Source organism: Denitrificimonas caeni DSM 24390, from assembly GCF_000421765.1.
In the GTDB taxonomy this organism is placed as follows: domain Bacteria; phylum Pseudomonadota; class Gammaproteobacteria; order Pseudomonadales; family Pseudomonadaceae; genus Denitrificimonas; species Denitrificimonas caeni.
Window position 1 is genome coordinate 316,993 of sequence record NZ_ATXQ01000002.1, and the last position, 20,176, is coordinate 337,168.

Genomic DNA, 20,176 nt, shown 5'->3' on the forward strand with positions numbered 1-20,176 from the left:
ACAAACGTTGATATAGATCAATTTCTAGCAAAAGCTTTTGCGAGTCTGCGCGTAAGGACGAACGATGCGCGCGACGATTTGTCGCCGTGAAGATATGGCATACACAATTCAAGAAAGCGGAAAATCTTTCAACACAAACAATATTGATTCTCATTAACAGCAGGTTTAGGCTTTTCATCGATCTCTCTGGACTGCAGCGTAATGCAGTCGTCGCTTATTTTCAAAAAGGACTGATTTAATGTCGAAATTTAGCCATCTCGCTCTCGCCTGCTCCATTGCCTTATGTACCAGCCAAGCCTTCGCTAAAGAGTATCCGGTTGGTCAGCCGATCTTAAAAAACGGTATGGAAATCGCCGGCGTTTATTTGCAGCCTGTCACTATGGACAACGGCAGCGGGCATTCTCACCATCTGCCTGCGGTCGATGCTGATATCCACTTAGAAGCGGATATTCATGCCACAGAAAACAATCCCAATGGTTTTGCTGAAGGCGACTGGATACCGTATTTAAGCATCACCTATCAGCTGCAAAAGCTCGATGGTAAAAGCGCAGTACAAGAAGGCAGTTTTATGCCAATGGTCGCCAATGACGGCACCCATTACGGCGAAAACGTAAAGATGCAAGGACCGGGTAAATACCGCGTCACCTACACCATCTCGCCGCCATCAAAAAACCCACAGGTTGATTTTGGTCGCCACATTGATAAAGAAACCGGCGTCGCTGCCTGGTGGGAAACCTTTGAGGTGTCGTGGGACTTTGTTTACGCCGGTATCGGTAAAAAGGGTGGCTATTAATCCATGCGTTCTACTTCAGCAAAGCCTTGAGTATCGGTTTGCTGAAGTACTTTTAAGGAACTACTGATGCGCTATTTGAGCTTATTTTTCGCCTGCGCACTGCTGAGCTGCAACGTCAGTGCTGCAGACGCCTTTACCGTGCAATTGGAAATGAAAGACGGCGAGTTGATTCCTGGCACCCTGACAGTGCCAGCCAACACCCGCATCCGTATTGAAGTGCACAACAGCGGCAGCAGCCCTGCTGAGTTTGAAAGCACACAGATGCGCAAAGAAAAAGTCTTGGCTCCGGGTGCAAAATCAGTGGTCGTCATCGCTCGTTTACGTCCCGGCCAATACAGTTTTTTTGATGATTTCCATTTAGATCATCCCGCAGGCTTAGTCATCGCAGAGTAACTTATGGGTCAAACATTATTTGTAGTCTGGCGCGAAGCCATGGAAGCGTTGCTGGTCATCGGCATTTTGTATGCCTGGTTAAACAGTTTTCCTGAAGGACAGAAAGGTAAGCGTTATCTTCTTCTCGGCGTCGCCCTGGGCAGCCTGCTGGCAGTGTTTTTAGCGGCAAGCATTTACGGTTTATCCAATCTACTCTCCGGCGATAGCTACGATCTGTTTTTAATCGCGATGCAGTTAACCGCTGCGGTATTGATTGTGCAGATGGTGTACTGGATGAATCAGCACGGTCGTCATCTTAAACAGCATCTGGAACAGGGCTTGAGTAAACAGGTTCAGCAAGCCAATTGGCTGGGCGTCACCTTGATTACCGCTATTGCCATTGCCCGTGAAGGCAGTGAAATTGTGGTCTTTCTCTCCAGTACGATTTTCAGTTTAACCAGCGCCACTGTGCTGCCGTTCTTGCTGACCTGCGCACTGGGCTTACTCTTAGCTTTTGCTACTTTTTATGTGTTCCAATTCAGTCAGCGCTGGTTGTCTTGGCCGGTCTTTTTCAAAGTCACCACTGCGATTTTATTATGCTTGGGTGCTTCGCTGTTTCTCAAAGGCATGGAGGGGGCGTTCGAGTTCAGCCTCAATTATGACTGGAACGTACCCGATATTTTGCTCGATCCGGCTTGGGATATCTCTGCCATTTTGGATGATTCCAGCCCACTCGGCAGCTTGCTTGCCTCTCTGTTGGCTTATCGCGCCATGCCGGCATGGTTTAGCGTGCTCAGCTTTGCCTTGTATTGGCTGGCGGTCTACCTCCTATTTAAAGTGATCAGACCTCATCTTAATCACCTTGCAAAATCACAGACGCAACAGCATGCGTAAGGCTCATTATGCACAGTAAAAGCTCTCGTTATATCGCCTATGCAGGGTATTGGCTGCGCGATCATCGCAAAGTGATTCTCGGTATTCAGTGGTTCATCGTGCTGTTCTATGCCGCTCTGATTATTATTCCCTGTTTCTATCCAGTACCGGATAACGATGCGCGCATACTTAACAATCTTACGGTGTTTGCCCAGTTCTGTTTCTGGGGTATTTGGTGGCCGTTTGTTTTGCTGTCGATGATTTTTCTAGGACGCTTTTGGTGCGGAGTGATGTGCCCTGAAGGTGCGCTGACTGAGTGGGCTTCAAACAATGGCTTAGGCCGACCGATTCCAAAATGGATGCGCTGGGGAGGTTGGCCATTTACCGCCTTTGCCCTAACCACAATCTATGGGCAGTTGGTCAGCGTTTACCAATACCCTTGGGCGGTGCTGTTAGTGCTGGGTGGTTCAACGGTTGCGGCGATCATCGTCGGTTTTTTATACGCAAAAAACAAACGTGCATGGTGCAATTATTTGTGCCCGGTCAATGGTGTGTTTGCCTTGCTGGCAAAATTAGCGCCGGTGTATTACAAGGTCGATAAAGTTGCTTGGGATGAAAATCGTCAATATGAAAAAGCCAATCTAATTAAAGTTGCGCAGGTCAATTGCGCGCCTTTGCAGCCGTTGCGCAGCATGCAAGGCAGCAGTGGTTGCCACATGTGCGGACGCTGCAGCGGTCATCACAATGCGATTGATTTAAGCTTTCGCTCGCCAATGGATGAAGTGGTACGTCTTGGCGCGAGCGAAGCGACTTTCTGGCAAATGGCTTTGATTCTGTATGGCTTACTGGGTATCGCCATCGGCGCTTTTCACTGGACCATGAGCCCGCTGTTTATCCAATACAAATTGACCTTGGCTGAGTTTTTTATCAACCATGAAATCTGGTGGATTCTTGATAACAATGCCCCGTGGTTTGTCTTGACTCACTACCCAGAAAACAATGATGTTTTCTCTTGGCTGGATGGTTTGTGCATCCTCACCTATATTCTTGCCACGGCAGCTGTGATGGGCACGGCTCTTTTGGCCTGTTTGACTGCTGCTACGGCGATTGCTGGCCACGTCAGTCGACAACGCATCTATCATCTGGCGCAAGCTTTTATCCCCATTGCCGGTGCAGGCGTATTCTTGGGTTTATCCGCCACCACCTTGTCGTTAATCAAACATGAAGGCATCAGTACCTGGTGGGCGAACGACGTTCGTTTGCTACTGCTGGTGGTGTCCAGTTGTACAGTGGCCTGGCTGGGTTTTAGGATTTTACAGCTGTGGACTTCGGGCTGGCGTTTAATGGTGTCATTCTGCGCTGTCTTAGCGGCACTGGCGGTGGTGAATAGCGCCTGGGGCTTGATGTTTTGGTGGTGGTAATCTACTGCTAGAAAAGGACGCATGAATGGTTCACGCGGTTTAACGTCGACTAAAGCGCTTGCGGTATTCTGTAGGGGTCACGCCAGTTCTGTTGCGAAATAAACGCCGAAACGAACTGGCATCTTCATAGCCCACTTGCGACATCACCAGATCCACACTGAGCTCGGTTTCTTCCAACAGTTTCTGTGCGGCTTCAATGCGCAGAGACTGCAGATACGCATTGGGTGGGCTGTCTAAGGCGGTATTAAAACGCCTGATCAGCGTGCGTTTCGAGACATTAAAACGTTGCGCCAACTCATCCAAAGTAAAACGTTGCGCATAATGCGCTTGCAGCCACTCTTGCACCTGCTTGACCAATTCGTCTTTGTGCGGCTTGGCTAAACGCATCAGGGAATACGACAACTGGCTGTCACGGCGGTAATCAATCACAAAGGCTTTAGCGGTTTGCAGGGCCACGTCAAAACCGACAAAACGCTCAATCATATGTAGGCCTAAGTCAAACCACGCCAAACCACCGCCTGCACAATAAATATGCTCATCGCGGGTAATCAGTTGCTCTGCAGTTAACTGCACCGCTAGATAACGCTCGGCAAACTGCTGTTTAAAGCCCCAATGAGTGGTCGCACAGCGGCCATTGAGAATGCCTGCTTCAGCCAAGAGAAAATTGCCGGTGCAATTGCCGGCAATGGTCCAGCTCTGCTGATTGGCATACTGCAATAAAGCTAACAGCTCTGAATTCTGCGCCAGCACCTCATCGATTGGCCCACCGATGGTCGGCACAATGATCGCATCCACCTGCACGATGTCGGCGTAACTCAGCTGCGCAGCGATTTGAATGCCATTGATGCAGCGAATCGGCTGACCATCAGGGCTGGCAATGCGCACATTAAAGTGCCGCCCCACTTCCTCGCCCTGCACTCGATTCCAAGTCACCCCAGCCAAAGCGAACAAATCCATCACCCCGGTAATGGCCGAAGCCAAAGCCGAATCAAAACCAAGCACTATGATATTCAGCATAGCTTGTCACTTTTAGCCCCAAGAGTGGCCATATTGACAATTATCTTTGTCCGCAACAAGGTTGATACTCGTTCACAAGCCCACTTTTTCTGTCGTTGGAGTTCAAGGTGTCGAAACTTATCAATAATAAAGATTTAGAGTTTCTCCTCTATAACGTATTTAACGCTGAGCAACTGACCCAGTTACCGCGCTTTGCTGAGCATGACCGCACCACCTTTGACAGCATCTTAACCACCGCAGAGCGTATCGCCACTGACTACTTTGCCCCGCATAACGCCAAAGCCGATGCTAACGAGCCACAGTTTGATGGCACGCATGTCACCACCATTGCTGAAGTAAAAGACGCGTGGCGACACTTTGCCGAATCAGGTTTGCTCTGTGCCCGGCATGACTATGCCGAGGGTGGTATGCAATTACCGTCGTTGCTGCACATGGCCGCTAACAGCTTTTTTATGTCGGCCAACCCATCGACTGCAGGCTATCCATTTTTAACCAGCGCCGCCGCCAATGTGATTCATGCTTTTGGCAGTGATGAACAAAAAGCCATGTTTATTCCAGCGATGTTTAGCGGTCGTTTTTCGGGAACCATGGCTTTAACCGAACCGGATGTAGGTTCATCCTTGGGCGATTTGAGCACGAAAGCCGTACCCGCTGCTGATGGCAGTTACCGTATCAAGGGGCAAAAAATGTACATCTCTGGTGGTGATCAAGACATCACCGAGAACATCGTGCACTTGGTTTTGGCGCGCATTGAAGGTGCTGAGAAAGGCGTTAAAGGCATCTCGCTGTTTATTGTGCCGAAAGTGATGACCCACCCGGATGGCTCGTTAGCTGAGCGTAACGATGTGCAACTGGCGGGTTTGCTGCATAAGATGGGCTATCGCGGCACCACCTCGACCGTGCTCAATTTTGGCGAACAAGATCAGTGCGTCGGTTACCTGCTGGGTGAAGCAGGTAAAGGCTTGATGTACATGTTCAAGATGATGAACGAAGCACGCATTGGCGTAGGTTTAGGCGCGGCAATGATCGGTTATCGCGGTTATTTAGCCTCACTGGATTACGCCCGCAACCGCCCACAAGGCCGCTGTGTTACTGAAAAAGGCCCAGACAGCAAGCCCATTAACATCATCGAACACACCGATGTAAAGCGCATGCTGTTAGCACAAAAAGCTTACGTAGAAGGCTCGCTGGCGCTGTGTTTACTGGCGGCACGCTTGGTCGATGAGCAAGAAGCCGGTAGCGATGGCGATGCCGGTATCTTGCTCGATTTACTGACACCAATCGTTAAATCTTTTCCGTCATTTTATGGTCCGCGTGCCAATGATCTGGCCATTCAAGTGCTCGGCGGCGCCGGTTATACCCGTGAATATCCAGTGGAACAGTGCTACCGCGATAACCGTTTAAATCCGATTCATGAAGGTACTCATGGCATTCAATCTCTGGATTTATTAGGCCGTAAACTCTGGCAGCACAACGGCAAAGGTTTGAAGCTGTTAATGGCGCGCATGCACAGCACCCTCGCCGCGGCAGCACAGAAACCGCAACTGGGCGAACTGGTCAGCGAGTTCGAACACTACTTAACCCTGGTACAAACCACCACCTTGAAGCTCGGTGCTGCGATGCAAGCCGGTCAAGTCGAGGAAGCGCTGGCCAACTCTGCAGTGTTCTTAGACATGCTGGGTAAGACCGTGGTCGGCTGGCTGTGGTTGGAGATGGCCGATAAAGCCTTGGCCACCTTTGCAGGCTCCAGCAACGCTGAGGACAGCGACTTTGTTGCCGGCAAGTTACAAGCGGCGCACTACTTTGTGCGCTGGGAAATGCCAGAAATAGAACTGCAAGCACGTTTACTGCAGCGTTTTGATCGCAGCTGCTTAGATATGCAAAGTGCTTGGTTCTAGGTTATGTTCAACGGATCGCGCTGAATATTCTGGGTAACACGCCAGAGCATTGTTCAGCGCGCCTTTAGTCAATTAAGGAGCAGCCATGAGCAGCGAAAACAAAGTGTTGGTTGAGGCCAGTGAGCATATTCTGACGATCACCTTCAACCGCCCAGAAAAACTCAATGCACTGGATCCTGAAAGTTTCCATCTGTTGGCGCAGGCACTGTATCGCCTGCAGCATGACAGCGAACTGCGCGTCGGTGTTATCCAAGCCAACGGCAAGCACTTTACCGCCGGTTTAGAGCTGGATAAGTGGGCACCGATCTTTGCCACAGGCCAAGCCCCCGACATGGCGCACGATGAAATCGACCCCTATGGCATTGCTGGCGAAACTTTGACCAAACCCTTAATCATTGCTGTACAAGGTTTGTGCTACACCTCAGGTCTTGAGTTGCTACTCAATACCGAGATCCGTCTGGCCACCGCTGCAACACGTTTCGCGCAACTGGAAGTGCAGCGCGGTATTTACCCTTGTGGCGGCGGCACGGTACGTTTACCTGCAGAGATTGGCTGGGCGCGGGCGCAGCGTTACTTGCTGACCGGTGATGAGTTTAACGGCCAACAAGCCTATGACTGGGGCATGCTCACGGAACTGTGCGAGCCAGAACATCTCCACCAGCGCGCCCGCGAGCTGGCGTGTAAAGTCGCGGCAGCGGCACCACTGGGCGTACAGGCCGCACTGACATCCGCAAAGCTTGCGCGTTTGCATGGCGATAGCGCCGCATTATCCGAGGTGTTTGATGATTTGGCCAAGGTCATGGCCAGCGAGGATGCCGCCGAAGGTGTGCGCTCATTTTTGGAACGCCGTGCAGCGGTGTTTACAGGGCGCTAATAACTCGTGCGCTTTACTGGCGCTATATCTCAGATCAAAAAACGCGCAGCCAACCGAGCTGACTGCGCGTTTCAATGTAAACACGAAAACTATGACTAATAGTAAACGTCAATCAGCGAATAATTTTCCACTCACCTGATTTATTTTTCTTTAAACGCAGATCCTGCATATTGGTTTGTGTCTGCCCCATCATTGTCGCGGTGACTTCAACAGTGCACAGATACGCATCGTTATCAGAAGACTTACAACCTTGTGGCGATATATTTTCGATTTTAGGCATCATGCTCGACACCATCTCTTCCATACCAGAATCTTTAACACCTGCTATGTCTGAAACTTGTGCTAGTTCACTTGCAACCTGATCTTCAATTACCTTACGCACTTCAGCATCTGATGGGCCTCCACCACAAGCAGCCAGTGCTGCAGCCATGCCAAAAACCAATCCTAGCTTTGTAAAACCTTTTACTGCTTTCATAGTGACTCCTTGTTTCACGCATCATCCATCATTATAGAAAAAGCCACCTTGCTTAAACAAAGTGGCTTTCAATCAATTAGAAGCCCAGTTGTACACCGCCACCGTCGTTCAGTTGGTAATTGGCTTCGCGGCCTTCAGCGTAACCTGCTGATCCACCTTGTGAACGGCACACACTGCCTTTCACCACTGAACCTTCAGTAATTTTCGCATAAGACAGTTTGTTAGTGGTACGCACCACTTCAATCACACCCGTTTTGCTTTCCACCCGACCTGCTTTTTCTTTGGTGTAGGCATCATGCACTACAGCACCTTCGCTGAAACACTCGTAGATATCACCAGTGACCAACTCTTGAGAGAACACCAACTCACTGCCATCCATATCGGCCACGCGCAGTGGATAGATCGCTTCCAGCACTTGATTGGTGATTTTCCCGACCACACCATCAAGTGCGCTATGTGTTGACTTGAGACTGCCATCTTTAAGATCAGCATCCACACTCAAGGTGTTGGCGAATTTAACTTGGCGCGTAGCAAACAGGATCACTTGATAGTCAATTGATAACTGCGCTTTGATTTTCTCACGTCCAGTCAGGTTACTTGTTTTTGAACTCGCTTCAGCTGCGGTCACGGTATAAACAAACATATAGTCTGTACCTAAACCGTTGCCCAGCTTATAAATCTCATCGCTCATGGCATTGCCGCTTTGGATAAAAGCTTTCTCCATGGCGTAGAGATTACCGTGTTGACGGTCCAACACATTAAACTTACGGCTCTGCACAAATTTATTAATAAATTTCTGCTTGAGCGTTTCGTTAAGCTCGTAATAGCCACCACTGGCATTGCCCAGAACAGTAATGCTCCTTCTACTGTCTGCGCTAAGACCAGGAGCTTTATAGCTTTTACTAGTTTTGGTATTGCGTATCGTAACGTTAGCAATGTAACGACCATCGGTGTCTTGGTGCACGCTATTGACCTCGTAAGAGTCCGCGCGACCATTGGTCACCTTAGAGATTTCATCACTATAGGCGTCCTGTAAGACAGTGCCATCTTTAGAGCTGGTTTTCATGTGCAAGCTAGTCGACTTCATCGATTTGATTTTCACACCTTGCAGCTTAGAAATCGCCTCGATAACCGCATTATTAACCGCCTCTTCACGGGTGATACCACTGCCTTCACCGCTGCTGCTTTGGGTAGTGGTTTTGGTAATCACCTGCGCTTGAGCTGTAAACGACAAGCTAAGTGTACAGACCAGACATAATATGAGTCTTAACATAAGTGAGTCCTTAGAAGTCGTCCATGTCGTTTACCACACGGCTTTTGCGCGTCACACTCTGACTCGATTTAGGAGTGCTCTGAGCCTTAGATCCTTGCGAAGACAACGGAGCAACCATTTGATTGGTATTTTCTACGTTAGCGTGTGAATACATACGCACCACACCGACATAAACAACACCGTTAGCGTCTTTCGCGTCCCAACGTTTCACAGTACGCAAACCACGCAAGTTCATGTCTGAACGTGAAGTGATTTCCTTGTTGGTAATATCAATAATATCTTTCGCTGTTTTCTCACTCAGCGAGGTATCGTTGCCATTCACAGTTTCGGTAATGCTACGTTCAATCTGGGCGCTACTTTCCGAGCTACGCTTGAACTGAATCGCGGTATTAATAAAAGCAGATACAGCAGCGTCAGCACGTGAAGTTGCTTGATCAGTAGCGACTTCTTTCTTACGGTTATTCATGTACGGATCGCTATCTGGCTGATAGCTCCACTGACCGTAGCTGATAATCACTGGCGCGCCACTTTCATTGTAAATCAGGCGAATACCATGCTCACTGATATAACCATCGTTTTTCTCTGGCAAGACATCTTTAACTTGACGACCCTTACCAGTAATCAACGACGCACGCTTCTGACGCATATCGCTTGCAACCTGTCGGGTTTTTCCAGACATCACAGCAATAACGCCGACCTCGTAATGATCAGCACTGACTTGCGTCATGCTCGTTTGTACTGGAACTAAACCTTGCATGCTACCAAACGCACTTTCACTGATTTTTTGCACTAAAGCATCAGCAAACAATACTTTTTTGCGTTCTTCAGTTAAACCAGCAGCTTCAACACCCATTTCTTGCAATGCGCTATCTAGTTTTGCACCTGTCAGTTTTACAGCCTTATCTAATAACTGCGCAAAGCGGCCTTCAGCAGGCAACTTTTCAAACTCACGAGCATTAGTGGAATCATCACTAAACAACGTTTGCTTAAGTTCGCTTGACTGACGACCAAATGCATTGCGCACAAACTCAGCCTGCATATTGAGCATCGCATTATCAAAGGCTAAATTTAATGCTTTAGCAAAAGACGGATCAGTGGCAGCCAAAGCCACGGTTGCACGGCCGCTAAAGAAAACTTTGCCGTTATTATCTTCGCCGTAATTAATGTCATGCTGATCAGCAAACTCATCAAAAAAATCATTCAGCGACTTCGGAGTAATATCTTTAGTGCTGGAATCAGAGAGCGCGTTTTGCTCTTCAATATCCGACTGCACAACGGCAGTACTGCTGACCTGTGGTTGAGCTTGCGGCTCAGCAGCTTGTCCAACTGACACATCTGACTCTTCTGCAGTTACATGGGCTGCCATAAGGCATGCTAAAACAACACCTGTTATTTTTTTCATTGTCATATCCCTACGTTATTACCAGCTAACTGATTTAGATGAGCCTGTCTTATCGATGGTCTGTTCATCTTCCCAATACACCAAACCACTGTTGAGGTCAGTCATACGCAGTAGAAAGAAATACTCAACCTGTACTTTACCGTTAGCGAGCTTAACGTTGTCTTGGCGAATTTTCCCGGCTAGCGAGAAGTCAGGCGCAACCAAAGTGCCTGACTTGGCGATGGTCTTCTGATTGAACTCAGAATTATCGCGCAGCTCACGCACATCTTCGCTCATGCTGTCTAATGCACCGCCTGCAGCAACGGCAGAGGTCAACACAAACTTGCCAGAACGGCGAAGCGCTGAGGTAATTTTGGCTGTTAGTTTCTCGGTATCAATGCGTTGCGGTGTGTCGTTTAATACGCGTCCAATGGCCACAACTTTACGTTGGCCTGGGGCGATACCGACAAAGGCCGGATCACTGAGCATGCTTTGGATCATGGTTTCAGCGGCATTATCAAAATCTTCACGGTCTAAACCAAGCGATAAAGCATTGCCTTTTTTAACCTGCGCAGCCGAACCATCCGTGTAACTCATCTGCGAACAGCCGGTTAGCACTAACGTGGCGGCCAGTACTGCTGTTGCTAATTTAAATTTTCTCACCGTATCTTTCCTTGTTTATTTGATGTGGACTTTAATGTCTTTTGCTCTTTTATCGCTGGCAAGCTTATGCATGACATAGCTTTCGTTACGCGTCAGGCTTAATGCTCGGTAGCGCTCATCGATAGGATTGCGCAAGCCATAGCCTTGATCGTCCAGCCATTCAACTTTGTAATTGATCGTACGCGACTTGGAGCTTTGGAACGTAATCTGCACTTCCAATATTCCGTTGGCATTGGTTCTGCTTTGAATATCAGTGACATATTGCGGGTAACGAGAGTCTGCAGTGACAGCCTGATCCTGAATATGAATAAGACTTGGTGAACAGCCATTGAGCAACAACATGACTGCGCAGCAAACGAATATCTTTTTTAAATGCATGGGTTTACCTTTCGATTACGCTGACTTGAGTGGGCAGATAAGGTGCAAAAGAACGTACAACAATCAGCACGTTTTTATTTTTATCAACTTTCTGGCTAAATATTTCCTCACCATTGGCGGCAAGAATTTCAACCTTACCTTTATTCTCATGCATGCTGACTGAAGCTGTTTTTGGCAATCCGCGCCAGCTTCTTACATCGGCTTGAGTCGCAACTGTCGTAGCGATACTACTGGCAAGAGCAAGGAAACCACCGGTTGTGTCATTTTTAGCAACAGCCACGTTTAACGCTGTTTTCACAACGGTAGAAGCAACTGATTTAGTGATTTCCGCAGGCAAATTAATTTTGAACTCAGTTGCAACAACGCTATCAAAATCAACAACTTGACTGGTTGCTACATTGTTCACTTTAAGTTCACCAAACGATGCTTCGCGTTTTTTCAACGTTGGCATAGCAAAGGTGCTAGTAATCACTTTACGATCGATGATCAGCGGCAAGGTAAACTTAAACTCTTCTTTAATAGCACCAAAACCATCTTCATAAGATACAAAAATATAGTTCTTGGCTTTCTTTGTGGTCACTGCATTGGCACGCTTATCAAATAACTGCAGCTGTTTTTGAATCTGTTTGTCATCTGGATTAATGATGGCTACTTCTTTAAATAAATCAGCGGCTTTACCGTAATCTTTCTCCATGTAGAAGAAAACGGAAGCCAAGTATGTCGCATAGGGGTTGACAAAATCTTTGGTGGTATCAAATTCTTTAAAGAAACCATCGTATTTAGACATGATCTGCGATGAACTGTTGTCTAGATTTTCTTTGTCAGTGAATTTTTTTGATTCATCAAGTTTTGCTCTGTTCTGCTCAACTTGCTTAGCAAAGTACTCTTTGGCTTTATCTTGTCTTAGCAGTGCACGATTAAATTCGACACGAGCATTGTCATAATCGCCCAAACTCATGTAGTTCAGGCCTTTGTAGCTATTAACCATAATTCGCTCATACAAAGAGCCTTTATAGTCAAACATATTGTCATTAACCAAAGTAGCCATGACTGTTTTGGCGCCTTTATTGGCTATATTCTGCAAGTCTACATCGTTCTTGTAGGACTCTTCGGCCGCATCAAAAAACATGTTGCTCTTTTCATAGCCTTGGCAGCTGCGCGCTACCAATCCAGCATTAATACCAGTGTAAATGACATCACTGTTGCGTTTGATTTTTGCTTCATGCTCAGCAAAAAAATTATCTGAACAAAACTTGTTCGCCAAAGCATTCTCAAAATCTTTACTTTTTTGCTCATGACCTGCACAACCCATCAATGCAATGGTCAATGACACTGTAAAAGCAATCCTTTTCATGGTTTTTCCTTTAGATAGAGCAACACTGTGCTCATGCTCAAAAATGAGCATGAACTCATGGGTATTAAGAAGGGATAAATGGGCAAGACAGTCCTTATCTTTCTTGAATTTTATTAAAAATCCCGTCTACAAAGAATATCCCTATAGACGCTTAATGAATATTTTAATGGAGCAAGGGAACTCATATTGAAAAAACGAGTCTTGCGTCACGGTTTAGCGGCTCGATTATAGGCAAAGATGTTTCAATGTCAATTTACGAAACGGTATAAAGCGGCCATTAGCCATCAAAGAAACTTCTTGGTTGCACAAGTCTCTTTAGCACCGCCTACAAATACTGCAGGCTTTTTATACTATCCAAAAAAAACAGGTAGTAACTCTGTGAGGCAGGTTACGACTGGTGATTTCGCTTTACCCTGATTTTAAAGCCGCTATTTTAACCAGTAAGTCACTCATCCACGCTCTGTGAAGACTCAGATTTAGCAGTTTCATGCAGAGTAAAAGCGAGAAAACTCTATCAACTAAAGTCTTAATAGTAGGAGGCTAAAACCTTTACTCAGGCAAAGAGAATGGTGCTTATGCAATTCATCATTAAAAAACTCACAGAATAAAAAACGCCAAGAAAAGCGTTTTTTATTCTGTATATACAACCGATATAGTTTATTCGTCAGTCAACAGGTTCTGCCGGTAAGCGGAAAACCACCACATACAACAATGGCACCACCACCAAAGTTAAGATCGTAGCAAAGGTCAAACCAAACATAATCACCACGGCCATGCTCTTAAAGAATGGATCAAACAGCAATGGAGCCACACCGAGGATCGTAGTAAAAGCGCCAAGAAAGACGGGCCGTGCACGGCTGACCGAGGCGTCAATCACTGCGGTAAAGCCAGGCTTACCTTCACTAATTTCCACATCGGCCTGGTCGACCAAGACAATCGAGTTTTTCACCAACATCCCGACTAGACTCAAGCAACCTAAGATCGCCATAAACTCAAACGGCACTTGGAAAATCACTAAGCCCACAGTCACACCAATAATTGCTAATGGTGCAGTTAACCAAATGACCAAAGGTTGGCGCAGCGCATTAAACATAAGCACTACGGCCAAAATCATCGCGGTAAAACCATAAGGAGCAGATATCGCTAAACCTTCATTGGATTCATTCGAGTCTTTATACTCACCGTGCCATTCCAAGCTGTAGCCCGGAGGCAACTCGATCGCTTCAACTTTAGGTTTAAGTCGATTAAATAAAGGATCGGCCTGCTGCCCCGGGAGCGGATCAGTCTGCGCCATAATGGTTGGAAAGCGGTCCACTCGACGCAAAATAGCATCTGTCCACTCAACCTTTACATCACTCACCAACTGACTGATCGGTAAGTGTTTTTCTGCAGTAGGACTATATACTTGCACGTTTTCTACATCTTGTGCTTGTGAGCGTTCGCTATAGGGTGCGCGCGCGATAATCGGTATCAGCTTATCTTTTTCGCGATAAACCCCCACACGCTCACCGGTAAAGGCGCGGTTCAATGCTTGACTGATCTGGGTAATATCCACACCAGCTCGGCGCGCGGCCACTTCATCAACAACGGGCCGCAGCACTGGCGTTTTATCACGCCAGTCATCCTGAACAGCAATCGCTCCGGGATCAGCCGCCATAATAGTTTTTGCTTGCTCAGCCAACTGGCGCAGCACCACTGGATCTGGACCTTTAAAAGCCACTTCAATTTTCTTACCACCACCACGGCCAAGCATAAACTTCCAGACCTTAATTTCTGCTAACGGATGACGCTCAGAGAGCTCTGTCTGTAATTCATCCACGAGTTCAGCAATACCAGTCGCATCTTCCACATCAATTAAAAGCTGACCATAGCTGCTATTAGGGTCTTCAGGGCTATAAGTCAGCATAAAACGCAAACCACCTTGCCCAACAAATCGAGTGATATGCGTCACACCCTCTTTATCCTGCACATGCTCAGCCATGCGCTCCAACTCTTGCGCCGTTTCGCGGATGTCAGAGCCTTGTGATAAATACATGTCCACCACAAATTGAGGGCGCGCTGAGTCCGGCATAAAACCAGGCTTAACCCAATTAAATCCAAAAATCGCACTCACTAATAAACCGAGCATAATCGCACCGGTCAATAAGCGCTTGCGTAGCGCCACATTCAATAGGCGGCGGTAGCGGTATAAAATACCTGTTTGTTTTTCTGTTTCGCCTTCAGCTTTGACTTTAACTTTCAGCCAAGCGACGCACAGCAGCGGCGTTAAGGTCACGGCAAATAACCAACTGAGCATCATCGAATAGAGAATCACCCAGAACAACGAACCAGCATATTCGCCCATATCCGTTGGCGACAAACCGATGGCACTAAAGGCCAGAATGCCAACGACGGTACCGCCCAGCAGCGGAAACTGCGTGCCTTTGACCACAGCAATTGCAGCACTTTCAGCCGCCTCGCCTTTTTGCATACGCACCAGAATGCCGTCGGTCACAACTATGGCGTTATCCACCAACATACCGAGGGCAATAATCAACGCACCCAGCGAGACCCGCTGCATGGCAATGTCATCCATATACATCGCAATCAGAGTGCCCGCCACTGTCAGTAATAAAACGCTGCCGACAATCACGCCACTGCGCCAACCCATAAACAGGATTAGCACCAGCACCACAATAGCCACGGCGGCAGCCAAATTGGCGACAAAACCATCAACCGCTTCACGTACTGAATCAGATTGGTAGGAAACAATATGCAGATCAATGCCGACTGGGCGCTGCGAGTCCAACTGCTTTAAACGGGCACGCACTGCATCACCGACATCTACCACATTACCACCAGCAACTTGCGAGATGCCTAAGCCAATCGCAGGTTGACCGTCATAGTTCATTAAGGCGCGCGGCGGCTCAATGGTTGAACGGGTAATTTTGGCGATATCTTTTAAGAAAATCACCTGTTCGCCGCTGGGCGAACTCAAAGCAATATTTCCTAACGCTTGCACCGAATCAACTTGTCCTCGCGGACTAAAATGCACGCGCTGTGGACCAATCAATAAGTTACCTGAGTCGGTGATCACATTTTGTTGGCGCAAGGATTGATAGATATCATCTTGCGCAATCCCCAACTGCGCAGCTTTTGCCGACGCAATTTCAATAAATATAGCTTCTTCAGGCTCACCTAAGGTTGCAACGCGGGCCACGCCAGGCACTTGCAATAGCTCGCGTTCAAGGGTGTCGAGGTAATCTTTTATCTCTTTTAAAGAATAGCCTTCACCCGTTACCGCAAAAAACAGTGCATACACATCGCCAAAATCATCATTAACGATCGAGGCTTGTGCACCAGGAGGGAGTTTTCTCTGAGCATCTTCGACTTTGCGTCTGAGCTTATCCCACACCTGTTCAAGCTCTGCTTTGGTTGGCGAAAACTCCAGTTCAATCTCAACTTTCACTAAAGAATTGCCCATCCTTGAAACTGAAGTGACCTCTTTAATTTCTTGCAGCTGCTGTACCGCTTCTTCAATCACCTCGGTCACTTCTTCAGCAACTTGCTCAGGTAGTGCCCCTGGATAAAGGGTGGTAATCGCCGCTTGACGAATCACAAACTCAGGATCTTCGAAACGGCCGAGTTTTTCATAGCTGATATAACCACCCAGCAACACCAAGACCACAACCATCCAAGCGATGGTGCGTTTAGCGAGTGTTTGTTTAGCAATATTCACTGATCTATACGCCCTATATTTATGCTCAGTCCTGACTTACAGAGGACGAACCAGCATGCCGTCACGTAACTGACCGACACCAGCAGTAGCAATCTGCTCACCGCCAACTAAACCTTTCAGCACCACAACATCAGCACCTAGCACATCACCCAGCTCAACGGCTTGTAACGTCACTCGCGAGGTTTCGGAATTAAACACCCAAACACCGGTGACACCATCAGCACTGGAAAATATAGCTTTAAGAGGTACTGTGATCTGTCCTACGGCGATTCCTGCTACGGCTTGTTGCGGCACCACATCAACTGACATGCCTGGTAAAACGGTGATGTCATAACCTGGATCGAGAGCCAAGACCACTTCATAGGTTTGCGTCTGACTGTCACTGTCGGAGGAAAAAGACTTTAAAGTAACCGGTAATAGTTTTTCTGGTCGATCAGCAAAAACCGCATAACCCACAACCTTCTTTGGCGTGTTGCGCACCACACGCTCCGGGACATTTATCACAATTTCGAGATCATTAAGATCTTGTAGGCTGACAATCGGTTCCTTGTCTTTCACGTTGCTATAGTTTTCAACATAACGCTTGGTTATTACTCCACTAAAGGGCGCAACCAAACGAGTGTCATCAAAGTCTTTTTTAGTTAACGCATAATCAGCCTGTGCGACATCCATCGCCGTACGCTGTTTATCCACCTCGGCTTTAGCAACCGCTTGGCTACGCTGCCAGAGTTGTTCAACTCGACTGTAATCAGTACGCGTCTTATTGTATTTAGCCAGCGCTGAACGCATCTGTATTTTGTAATTGGCATCATCTAAGCGAGCAACAAGATCGCCTTTATTGATCAACTGCCCTTCTTCAACCGGCAATTCAATCACTTGTCCTGGTACATTGAAGGTCAAGTCAGCACGCTGCGCAGCACGCACACGTCCGGGGAAACGCAGGCTCGATGTTTTATTGGAAGAGTTCACAATTGTAATCGGCACAGGACGCGAGGTCTCAACCTGCTGATCAACAACCTCGCCCTCTGTGCAGCCACTCAAAGCAGCCAAAATCACAGCACTTGCCAGCCAGCTTATACGCTTCATCAATCCTCACACTCCTGATCAATACCGTCATGACTACCGGTGTGGCAGCATTATTATCTATATGAGAAGACTGACTAGTTTCATTGAAGTAGCAGCGCTAAGCAACGCACTATATCCCCACAATGGGTATCATCAGTGCTTTCACCCTATTTAGCTTCTTTACTTGAGAACCACTATGCCGTTTAGCTCTGAAAAAATCACAAGCCATTTTGGTCATATCTTCCCAACCCATGTGGACGCACTGTGTGAACTGCTGATTGTGCTGCGCCAACAGTTCTTTGGTGATTTGGATTTAATGCTGATTTTAGCCATCATCGGTTCACGCGCGCTGCCTGCACGGCAAACCAGCAATATGACTTACGCTGAATTTATCAGTGACAACACCAAAGACCGCGCCGACCAACCAATTAATATTCAATCAATTGCCGAGTGCAGTGGCATTGCGCGAGAAACCGTGCGGCGTAAAGTTCACAAACTAGAAGAACTGGGCTTTATTGCACGCGATCCCAGCGGCATGCTCACTGTCACAGATAAAGCCATCAACCAGTTAGCGCCTGCAACCGAAGCCAGTTTGCAATACTTAATCACCCTCGGCAGCAGTAGCCTTGCTGTGACCCCGCCCGAGTCAAACATTTAAGAAGCGTTTCGCTGAAAGTTTTGCGCTATAGCGACGACTGAGTGACACTGAGGCTTAAGTACATGCACCACTGATTCCTTCAGTTGAGGACAAGATTATGAGCAATCAAAGCACAACCACAGACTCACCCTGTGATATCGAAACTGGCTGCACGGGGGTCGAGCAACTGATTCACCCCAAAGACCAAGATCTCGGCGGCTTCACCGTACGTCGCAGCTTACCGAGTCGAGGTGCTAGACGGATTGGCCCTTGGGTTTTCTTCGATCACATAGGGCCAGCTGACTTTCCAGCAGGTGACGGTGTTAACGTACTGCCGCATCCCCATATCAACATGGCCACAGTCACCTATTTATTTGACGGTGAAATGCTCCATCAAGATTCTGTAGGCAGCGTGCAAAGCATTCGCCCCGGCGATTTAAACCTGATGGTGGCGGGCTCTGGCATCGTCCATTCGGAGCGGCAATCTGCCGAAGTCAAAAGCCAACCGCACTCCATTCATGGCTTTCAGTTGTGGCTGGCATTACCCGCAGAAGATGAAGAAACTGAGCCTGCGTTTTATCACTACAACAGCGCGCAGATCCCTTCGCTTGAGGTTGTTGGTGTCAACGTCCGCGTGTTGATGGGCACAGCCTACGGCGTCACCTCGCCAGTAAAAACCTTTAGCTCAACCTTATACATTGAGGCCAAGCTTAAGGCCGGACAGTCCTTAGCTTTGCCCCACGCGGCCATGCGTGGACTGTACGTGGTGAGCGGCGCAATCAGCATCCAAGACTTGAGTATCGGCCAGCACCGACTTGCGATATTAAGTGACGATCAACAAATCGTTATTCGCGCAGAACATGATAGCCAAGTGGTGTTAATTGGTGGTGATGATATTGGCCATCGCTACATGGACTGGAACTTTGTCTCCAGCCGTATCGAGCGGGTCAAGCAGGCGCGCCAGCAATGGATTGATCAGCAGTTTGCAAAAATACCCAGCGATAACCAAGGCTACATTCCCTACCCAAATATCCAGCGCTAGGCAGCGCAACAACTAAAATAATCATTAGATAATACATTGCAGTATATACAGCGCTAGCTCAGCAATACTGCATAACATAGCCAAAGGCCACTAATTATAATTCAAAAAAAGCCTGATTAATCATACTAAAGACTGAACTTTACAAATATAGGGCGGTCGTACTTCATACGCAACATCACTTATGGAGTATATTCATGATCAGTAAAAATATATTAATTAGTGCTACAGCGGCAGGTTTATTATTATCACCTTTTGCTTTGTTAGCGGCTGAGCCTGTATCCAACATTGGTATTACAGGAAGCCATAACAAGTACAAGATGTCGTCTAATATCAATCAATTAGACAACCACAATGAGCGCATGCCGAAAGGCGGTATCTACTACAACTTCGGTAATAAAATGACAGGCGAGGAAGGGGTTATCTTCCAAGCAGGTATCGAAGCTAAATACGGTAAAAAAGGCGACGTCGAAGATAAAGAAGCGCAAGCTGATTTAGACGTCGGCTACCGTCTGCGTATTGATGAGCGTAACTATATTGATGGTATTGTTGGTGGTGGCTACCAGTACAACCGCTTTGAAGATAAGAAAGGACTTGATGTACGTCTAGTAAACAAATCACCATTTGCAAAAGCAGGTGTTGGTTTTAACCATAAAGGCGATACAGTACTTACTCGTTTAGAAGTGGGCACACGTTATAACGTCGATGCCAAAAGCACTCTTAAAGTTGAAAGCATAGGCAGTGAAACAGTTGACTTGAAAAGCAAGCACAGCCCTTATGCTGAATTAAACTTTATGTGGGACAAAGGCTACAATGGCCTTCCTCTTACTGCAGGCTTATATTACACCCAGCATAACTATGAGCTGAAAGACAAATATAACATTGGCGACACCGAGTTGAAGAATGATGAGTTCGGACTAAAACTTGGTATGGCGTTCTAATCAA

At 47.4% G+C, this 20,176-nt stretch carries 18 protein-coding genes; 9 read left to right on the forward strand and 9 right to left on the reverse strand.

Translation table 11 applies throughout. From position 1 onward, the window contains the following. The first annotated feature begins 238 nt into the window (after positions 1 to 238). From H591_RS0104425 to H591_RS0104440, 4 genes are all read left to right on the forward strand, one after another. On the forward strand, positions 239 to 793 hold the full coding sequence (locus tag H591_RS0104425; RefSeq protein ID WP_022965743.1) for an iron transporter: 555 nt from the start codon (positions 239 to 241) through the stop codon (positions 791 to 793). 66 nt (positions 794 to 859) lie between these two features. Next, positions 860 to 1,186, forward strand: coding sequence for a cupredoxin domain-containing protein (locus tag H591_RS0104430; protein ID WP_022965744.1), 327 nt, complete (start codon positions 860 to 862; stop codon positions 1,184 to 1,186). Between the two features lie 3 nt (positions 1,187 to 1,189). After that, positions 1,190 to 2,059, forward strand: a complete 870-nt coding sequence (locus tag H591_RS0104435) for an FTR1 family iron permease (RefSeq protein ID WP_022965745.1) — start codon at positions 1,190 to 1,192, stop codon at positions 2,057 to 2,059. 8 nt (positions 2,060 to 2,067) lie between these two features. Next, positions 2,068 to 3,459 carry a 4Fe-4S binding protein gene (locus tag H591_RS0104440; protein WP_022965746.1) on the forward strand — a complete coding sequence of 464 codons (1,392 nt, stop codon included), beginning with the start codon at positions 2,068 to 2,070 and terminating at the stop codon, positions 3,457 to 3,459. A gap of 39 nt (positions 3,460 to 3,498) precedes the next feature. Here the strand turns inward: H591_RS0104440 and H591_RS0104445 are convergent, their stop codons facing one another. Next, positions 3,499 to 4,476 (reverse strand): GlxA family transcriptional regulator, encoded by a 978-nt coding sequence (locus H591_RS0104445; RefSeq protein WP_022965747.1) that lies wholly within the window; start codon positions 4,474 to 4,476, stop codon positions 3,499 to 3,501. Positions 4,477 to 4,583: 107 nt separating this feature from the next. Between H591_RS0104445 and H591_RS0104450 the strand changes: the two genes are divergently transcribed. Both H591_RS0104450 and H591_RS0104455 read left to right on the forward strand, forming a co-directional pair. Next, positions 4,584 to 6,374, forward strand: a complete 1,791-nt coding sequence (locus H591_RS0104450) for an acyl-CoA dehydrogenase (protein ID WP_022965748.1) — start codon at positions 4,584 to 4,586, stop codon at positions 6,372 to 6,374. Between the two features lie 85 nt (positions 6,375 to 6,459). Next, entirely contained in the window at positions 6,460 to 7,248 is a 789-nt protein-coding gene (locus H591_RS0104455; protein ID WP_022965749.1) for a crotonase/enoyl-CoA hydratase family protein, read from the forward strand. A 112-nt stretch (positions 7,249 to 7,360) separates the two neighbouring features. Here the strand turns inward: H591_RS0104455 and H591_RS0104460 are convergent, their stop codons facing one another. The 8 genes from H591_RS0104460 to H591_RS0104495 all read right to left on the reverse strand — a co-directional run bounded on the left by H591_RS0104460 (position 7,361) and on the right by H591_RS0104495 (position 17,576). Continuing rightward, a complete protein-coding gene (locus H591_RS0104460) occupies positions 7,361 to 7,723 on the reverse strand; it encodes a hypothetical protein (protein WP_022965750.1) in 363 nt (120 codons plus the stop codon). Positions 7,724 to 7,799: 76 nt separating this feature from the next. Further along, complete coding sequence (locus tag H591_RS0104465) at positions 7,800 to 8,996, reverse strand: hypothetical protein (RefSeq protein WP_022965751.1); 1,197 nt, start codon at positions 8,994 to 8,996, stop codon at positions 7,800 to 7,802. Between the two features lie 10 nt (positions 8,997 to 9,006). After that, complete coding sequence (locus tag H591_RS15960) at positions 9,007 to 10,398, reverse strand: DUF6844 domain-containing protein (protein ID WP_028244176.1); 1,392 nt, start codon at positions 10,396 to 10,398, stop codon at positions 9,007 to 9,009. Positions 10,399 to 10,416: 18 nt separating this feature from the next. Continuing rightward, positions 10,417 to 11,040 carry a penicillin-binding protein activator LpoB gene (lpoB, locus tag H591_RS0104475; protein WP_022965753.1) on the reverse strand — a complete coding sequence of 208 codons (624 nt, stop codon included), beginning with the start codon at positions 11,038 to 11,040 and terminating at the stop codon, positions 10,417 to 10,419. A gap of 15 nt (positions 11,041 to 11,055) precedes the next feature. Then, entirely contained in the window at positions 11,056 to 11,418 is a 363-nt protein-coding gene (locus H591_RS0104480) for a DUF1425 domain-containing protein (RefSeq protein ID WP_156853124.1), read from the reverse strand. Between the two features lie 4 nt (positions 11,419 to 11,422). Next, the gene (locus H591_RS0104485) at positions 11,423 to 12,772 is read right to left on the reverse strand and encodes a COG3014 family protein (RefSeq protein ID WP_051145797.1); all 1,350 of its coding nucleotides are present in this window, start codon (positions 12,770 to 12,772) and stop codon (positions 11,423 to 11,425) included. A gap of 664 nt (positions 12,773 to 13,436) precedes the next feature. Then, positions 13,437 to 16,490 carry an efflux RND transporter permease subunit gene (locus H591_RS0104490; RefSeq protein ID WP_022965756.1) on the reverse strand — a complete coding sequence of 1,018 codons (3,054 nt, stop codon included), beginning with the start codon at positions 16,488 to 16,490 and terminating at the stop codon, positions 13,437 to 13,439. Positions 16,491 to 16,526: 36 nt separating this feature from the next. Then, complete coding sequence (locus H591_RS0104495) at positions 16,527 to 17,576, reverse strand: efflux RND transporter periplasmic adaptor subunit (protein ID WP_022965757.1); 1,050 nt, start codon at positions 17,574 to 17,576, stop codon at positions 16,527 to 16,529. Positions 17,577 to 17,751: 175 nt separating this feature from the next. Here H591_RS0104495 and H591_RS14840 point away from each other — a divergent pair, with 175 nt between their 5' ends. The 3 genes from H591_RS14840 (at position 17,752) to H591_RS0104510 (ending at position 20,172) form a co-directional block, all read left to right on the forward strand. Next, on the forward strand, positions 17,752 to 18,213 hold the full coding sequence (locus tag H591_RS14840) for a helix-turn-helix domain-containing protein (protein ID WP_022965758.1): 462 nt from the start codon (positions 17,752 to 17,754) through the stop codon (positions 18,211 to 18,213). 97 nt (positions 18,214 to 18,310) lie between these two features. Further along, complete coding sequence (locus tag H591_RS0104505; protein WP_022965759.1) at positions 18,311 to 19,234, forward strand: pirin family protein; 924 nt, start codon at positions 18,311 to 18,313, stop codon at positions 19,232 to 19,234. A gap of 194 nt (positions 19,235 to 19,428) precedes the next feature. Beyond that, positions 19,429 to 20,172 carry a hypothetical protein gene (locus tag H591_RS0104510; RefSeq protein WP_022965760.1) on the forward strand — a complete coding sequence of 248 codons (744 nt, stop codon included), beginning with the start codon at positions 19,429 to 19,431 and terminating at the stop codon, positions 20,170 to 20,172. Positions 20,173 to 20,176 lie beyond the last annotated feature (4 nt).

Excerpts from the sequence above, each read along its gene's own strand:
- H591_RS15960 (WP_028244176.1), bottom strand. The coding sequence starts at position 10,398 with ATGAAAAAAATAACAGGTGTTGTTTTAGCATGCCTTATGGCAGCCCAT.
- H591_RS0104445 (WP_022965747.1), bottom strand. The coding sequence starts at position 4,476 with ATGCTGAATATCATAGTGCTTGGTTTTGATTCGGCTTTGGCTTCGGCC.
- H591_RS14840 (WP_022965758.1), top strand. The coding sequence starts at position 17,752 with ATGCCGTTTAGCTCTGAAAAAATCACAAGCCATTTTGGTCATATCTTC.
- H591_RS0104495 (WP_022965757.1), bottom strand. The coding sequence starts at position 17,576 with ATGAAGCGTATAAGCTGGCTGGCAAGTGCTGTGATTTTGGCTGCTTTG.
- H591_RS0104505 (WP_022965759.1), top strand. The coding sequence starts at position 18,311 with ATGAGCAATCAAAGCACAACCACAGACTCACCCTGTGATATCGAAACT.
- H591_RS0104485 (WP_051145797.1), bottom strand. The coding sequence starts at position 12,772 with ATGAAAAGGATTGCTTTTACAGTGTCATTGACCATTGCATTGATGGGT.
- H591_RS0104465 (WP_022965751.1), bottom strand. The coding sequence starts at position 8,996 with ATGTTAAGACTCATATTATGTCTGGTCTGTACACTTAGCTTGTCGTTT.
- H591_RS0104455 (WP_022965749.1), top strand. The coding sequence starts at position 6,460 with ATGAGCAGCGAAAACAAAGTGTTGGTTGAGGCCAGTGAGCATATTCTG.
- H591_RS0104425 (WP_022965743.1), top strand. The coding sequence starts at position 239 with ATGTCGAAATTTAGCCATCTCGCTCTCGCCTGCTCCATTGCCTTATGT.
- H591_RS0104430 (WP_022965744.1), top strand. The coding sequence starts at position 860 with ATGCGCTATTTGAGCTTATTTTTCGCCTGCGCACTGCTGAGCTGCAAC.
- H591_RS0104460 (WP_022965750.1), bottom strand. The coding sequence starts at position 7,723 with ATGAAAGCAGTAAAAGGTTTTACAAAGCTAGGATTGGTTTTTGGCATG.
- H591_RS0104440 (WP_022965746.1), top strand. The coding sequence starts at position 2,068 with ATGCACAGTAAAAGCTCTCGTTATATCGCCTATGCAGGGTATTGGCTG.
- H591_RS0104480 (WP_156853124.1), bottom strand. The coding sequence starts at position 11,418 with ATGCATTTAAAAAAGATATTCGTTTGCTGCGCAGTCATGTTGTTGCTC.
- H591_RS0104435 (WP_022965745.1), top strand. The coding sequence starts at position 1,190 with ATGGGTCAAACATTATTTGTAGTCTGGCGCGAAGCCATGGAAGCGTTG.
- H591_RS0104510 (WP_022965760.1), top strand. The coding sequence starts at position 19,429 with ATGATCAGTAAAAATATATTAATTAGTGCTACAGCGGCAGGTTTATTA.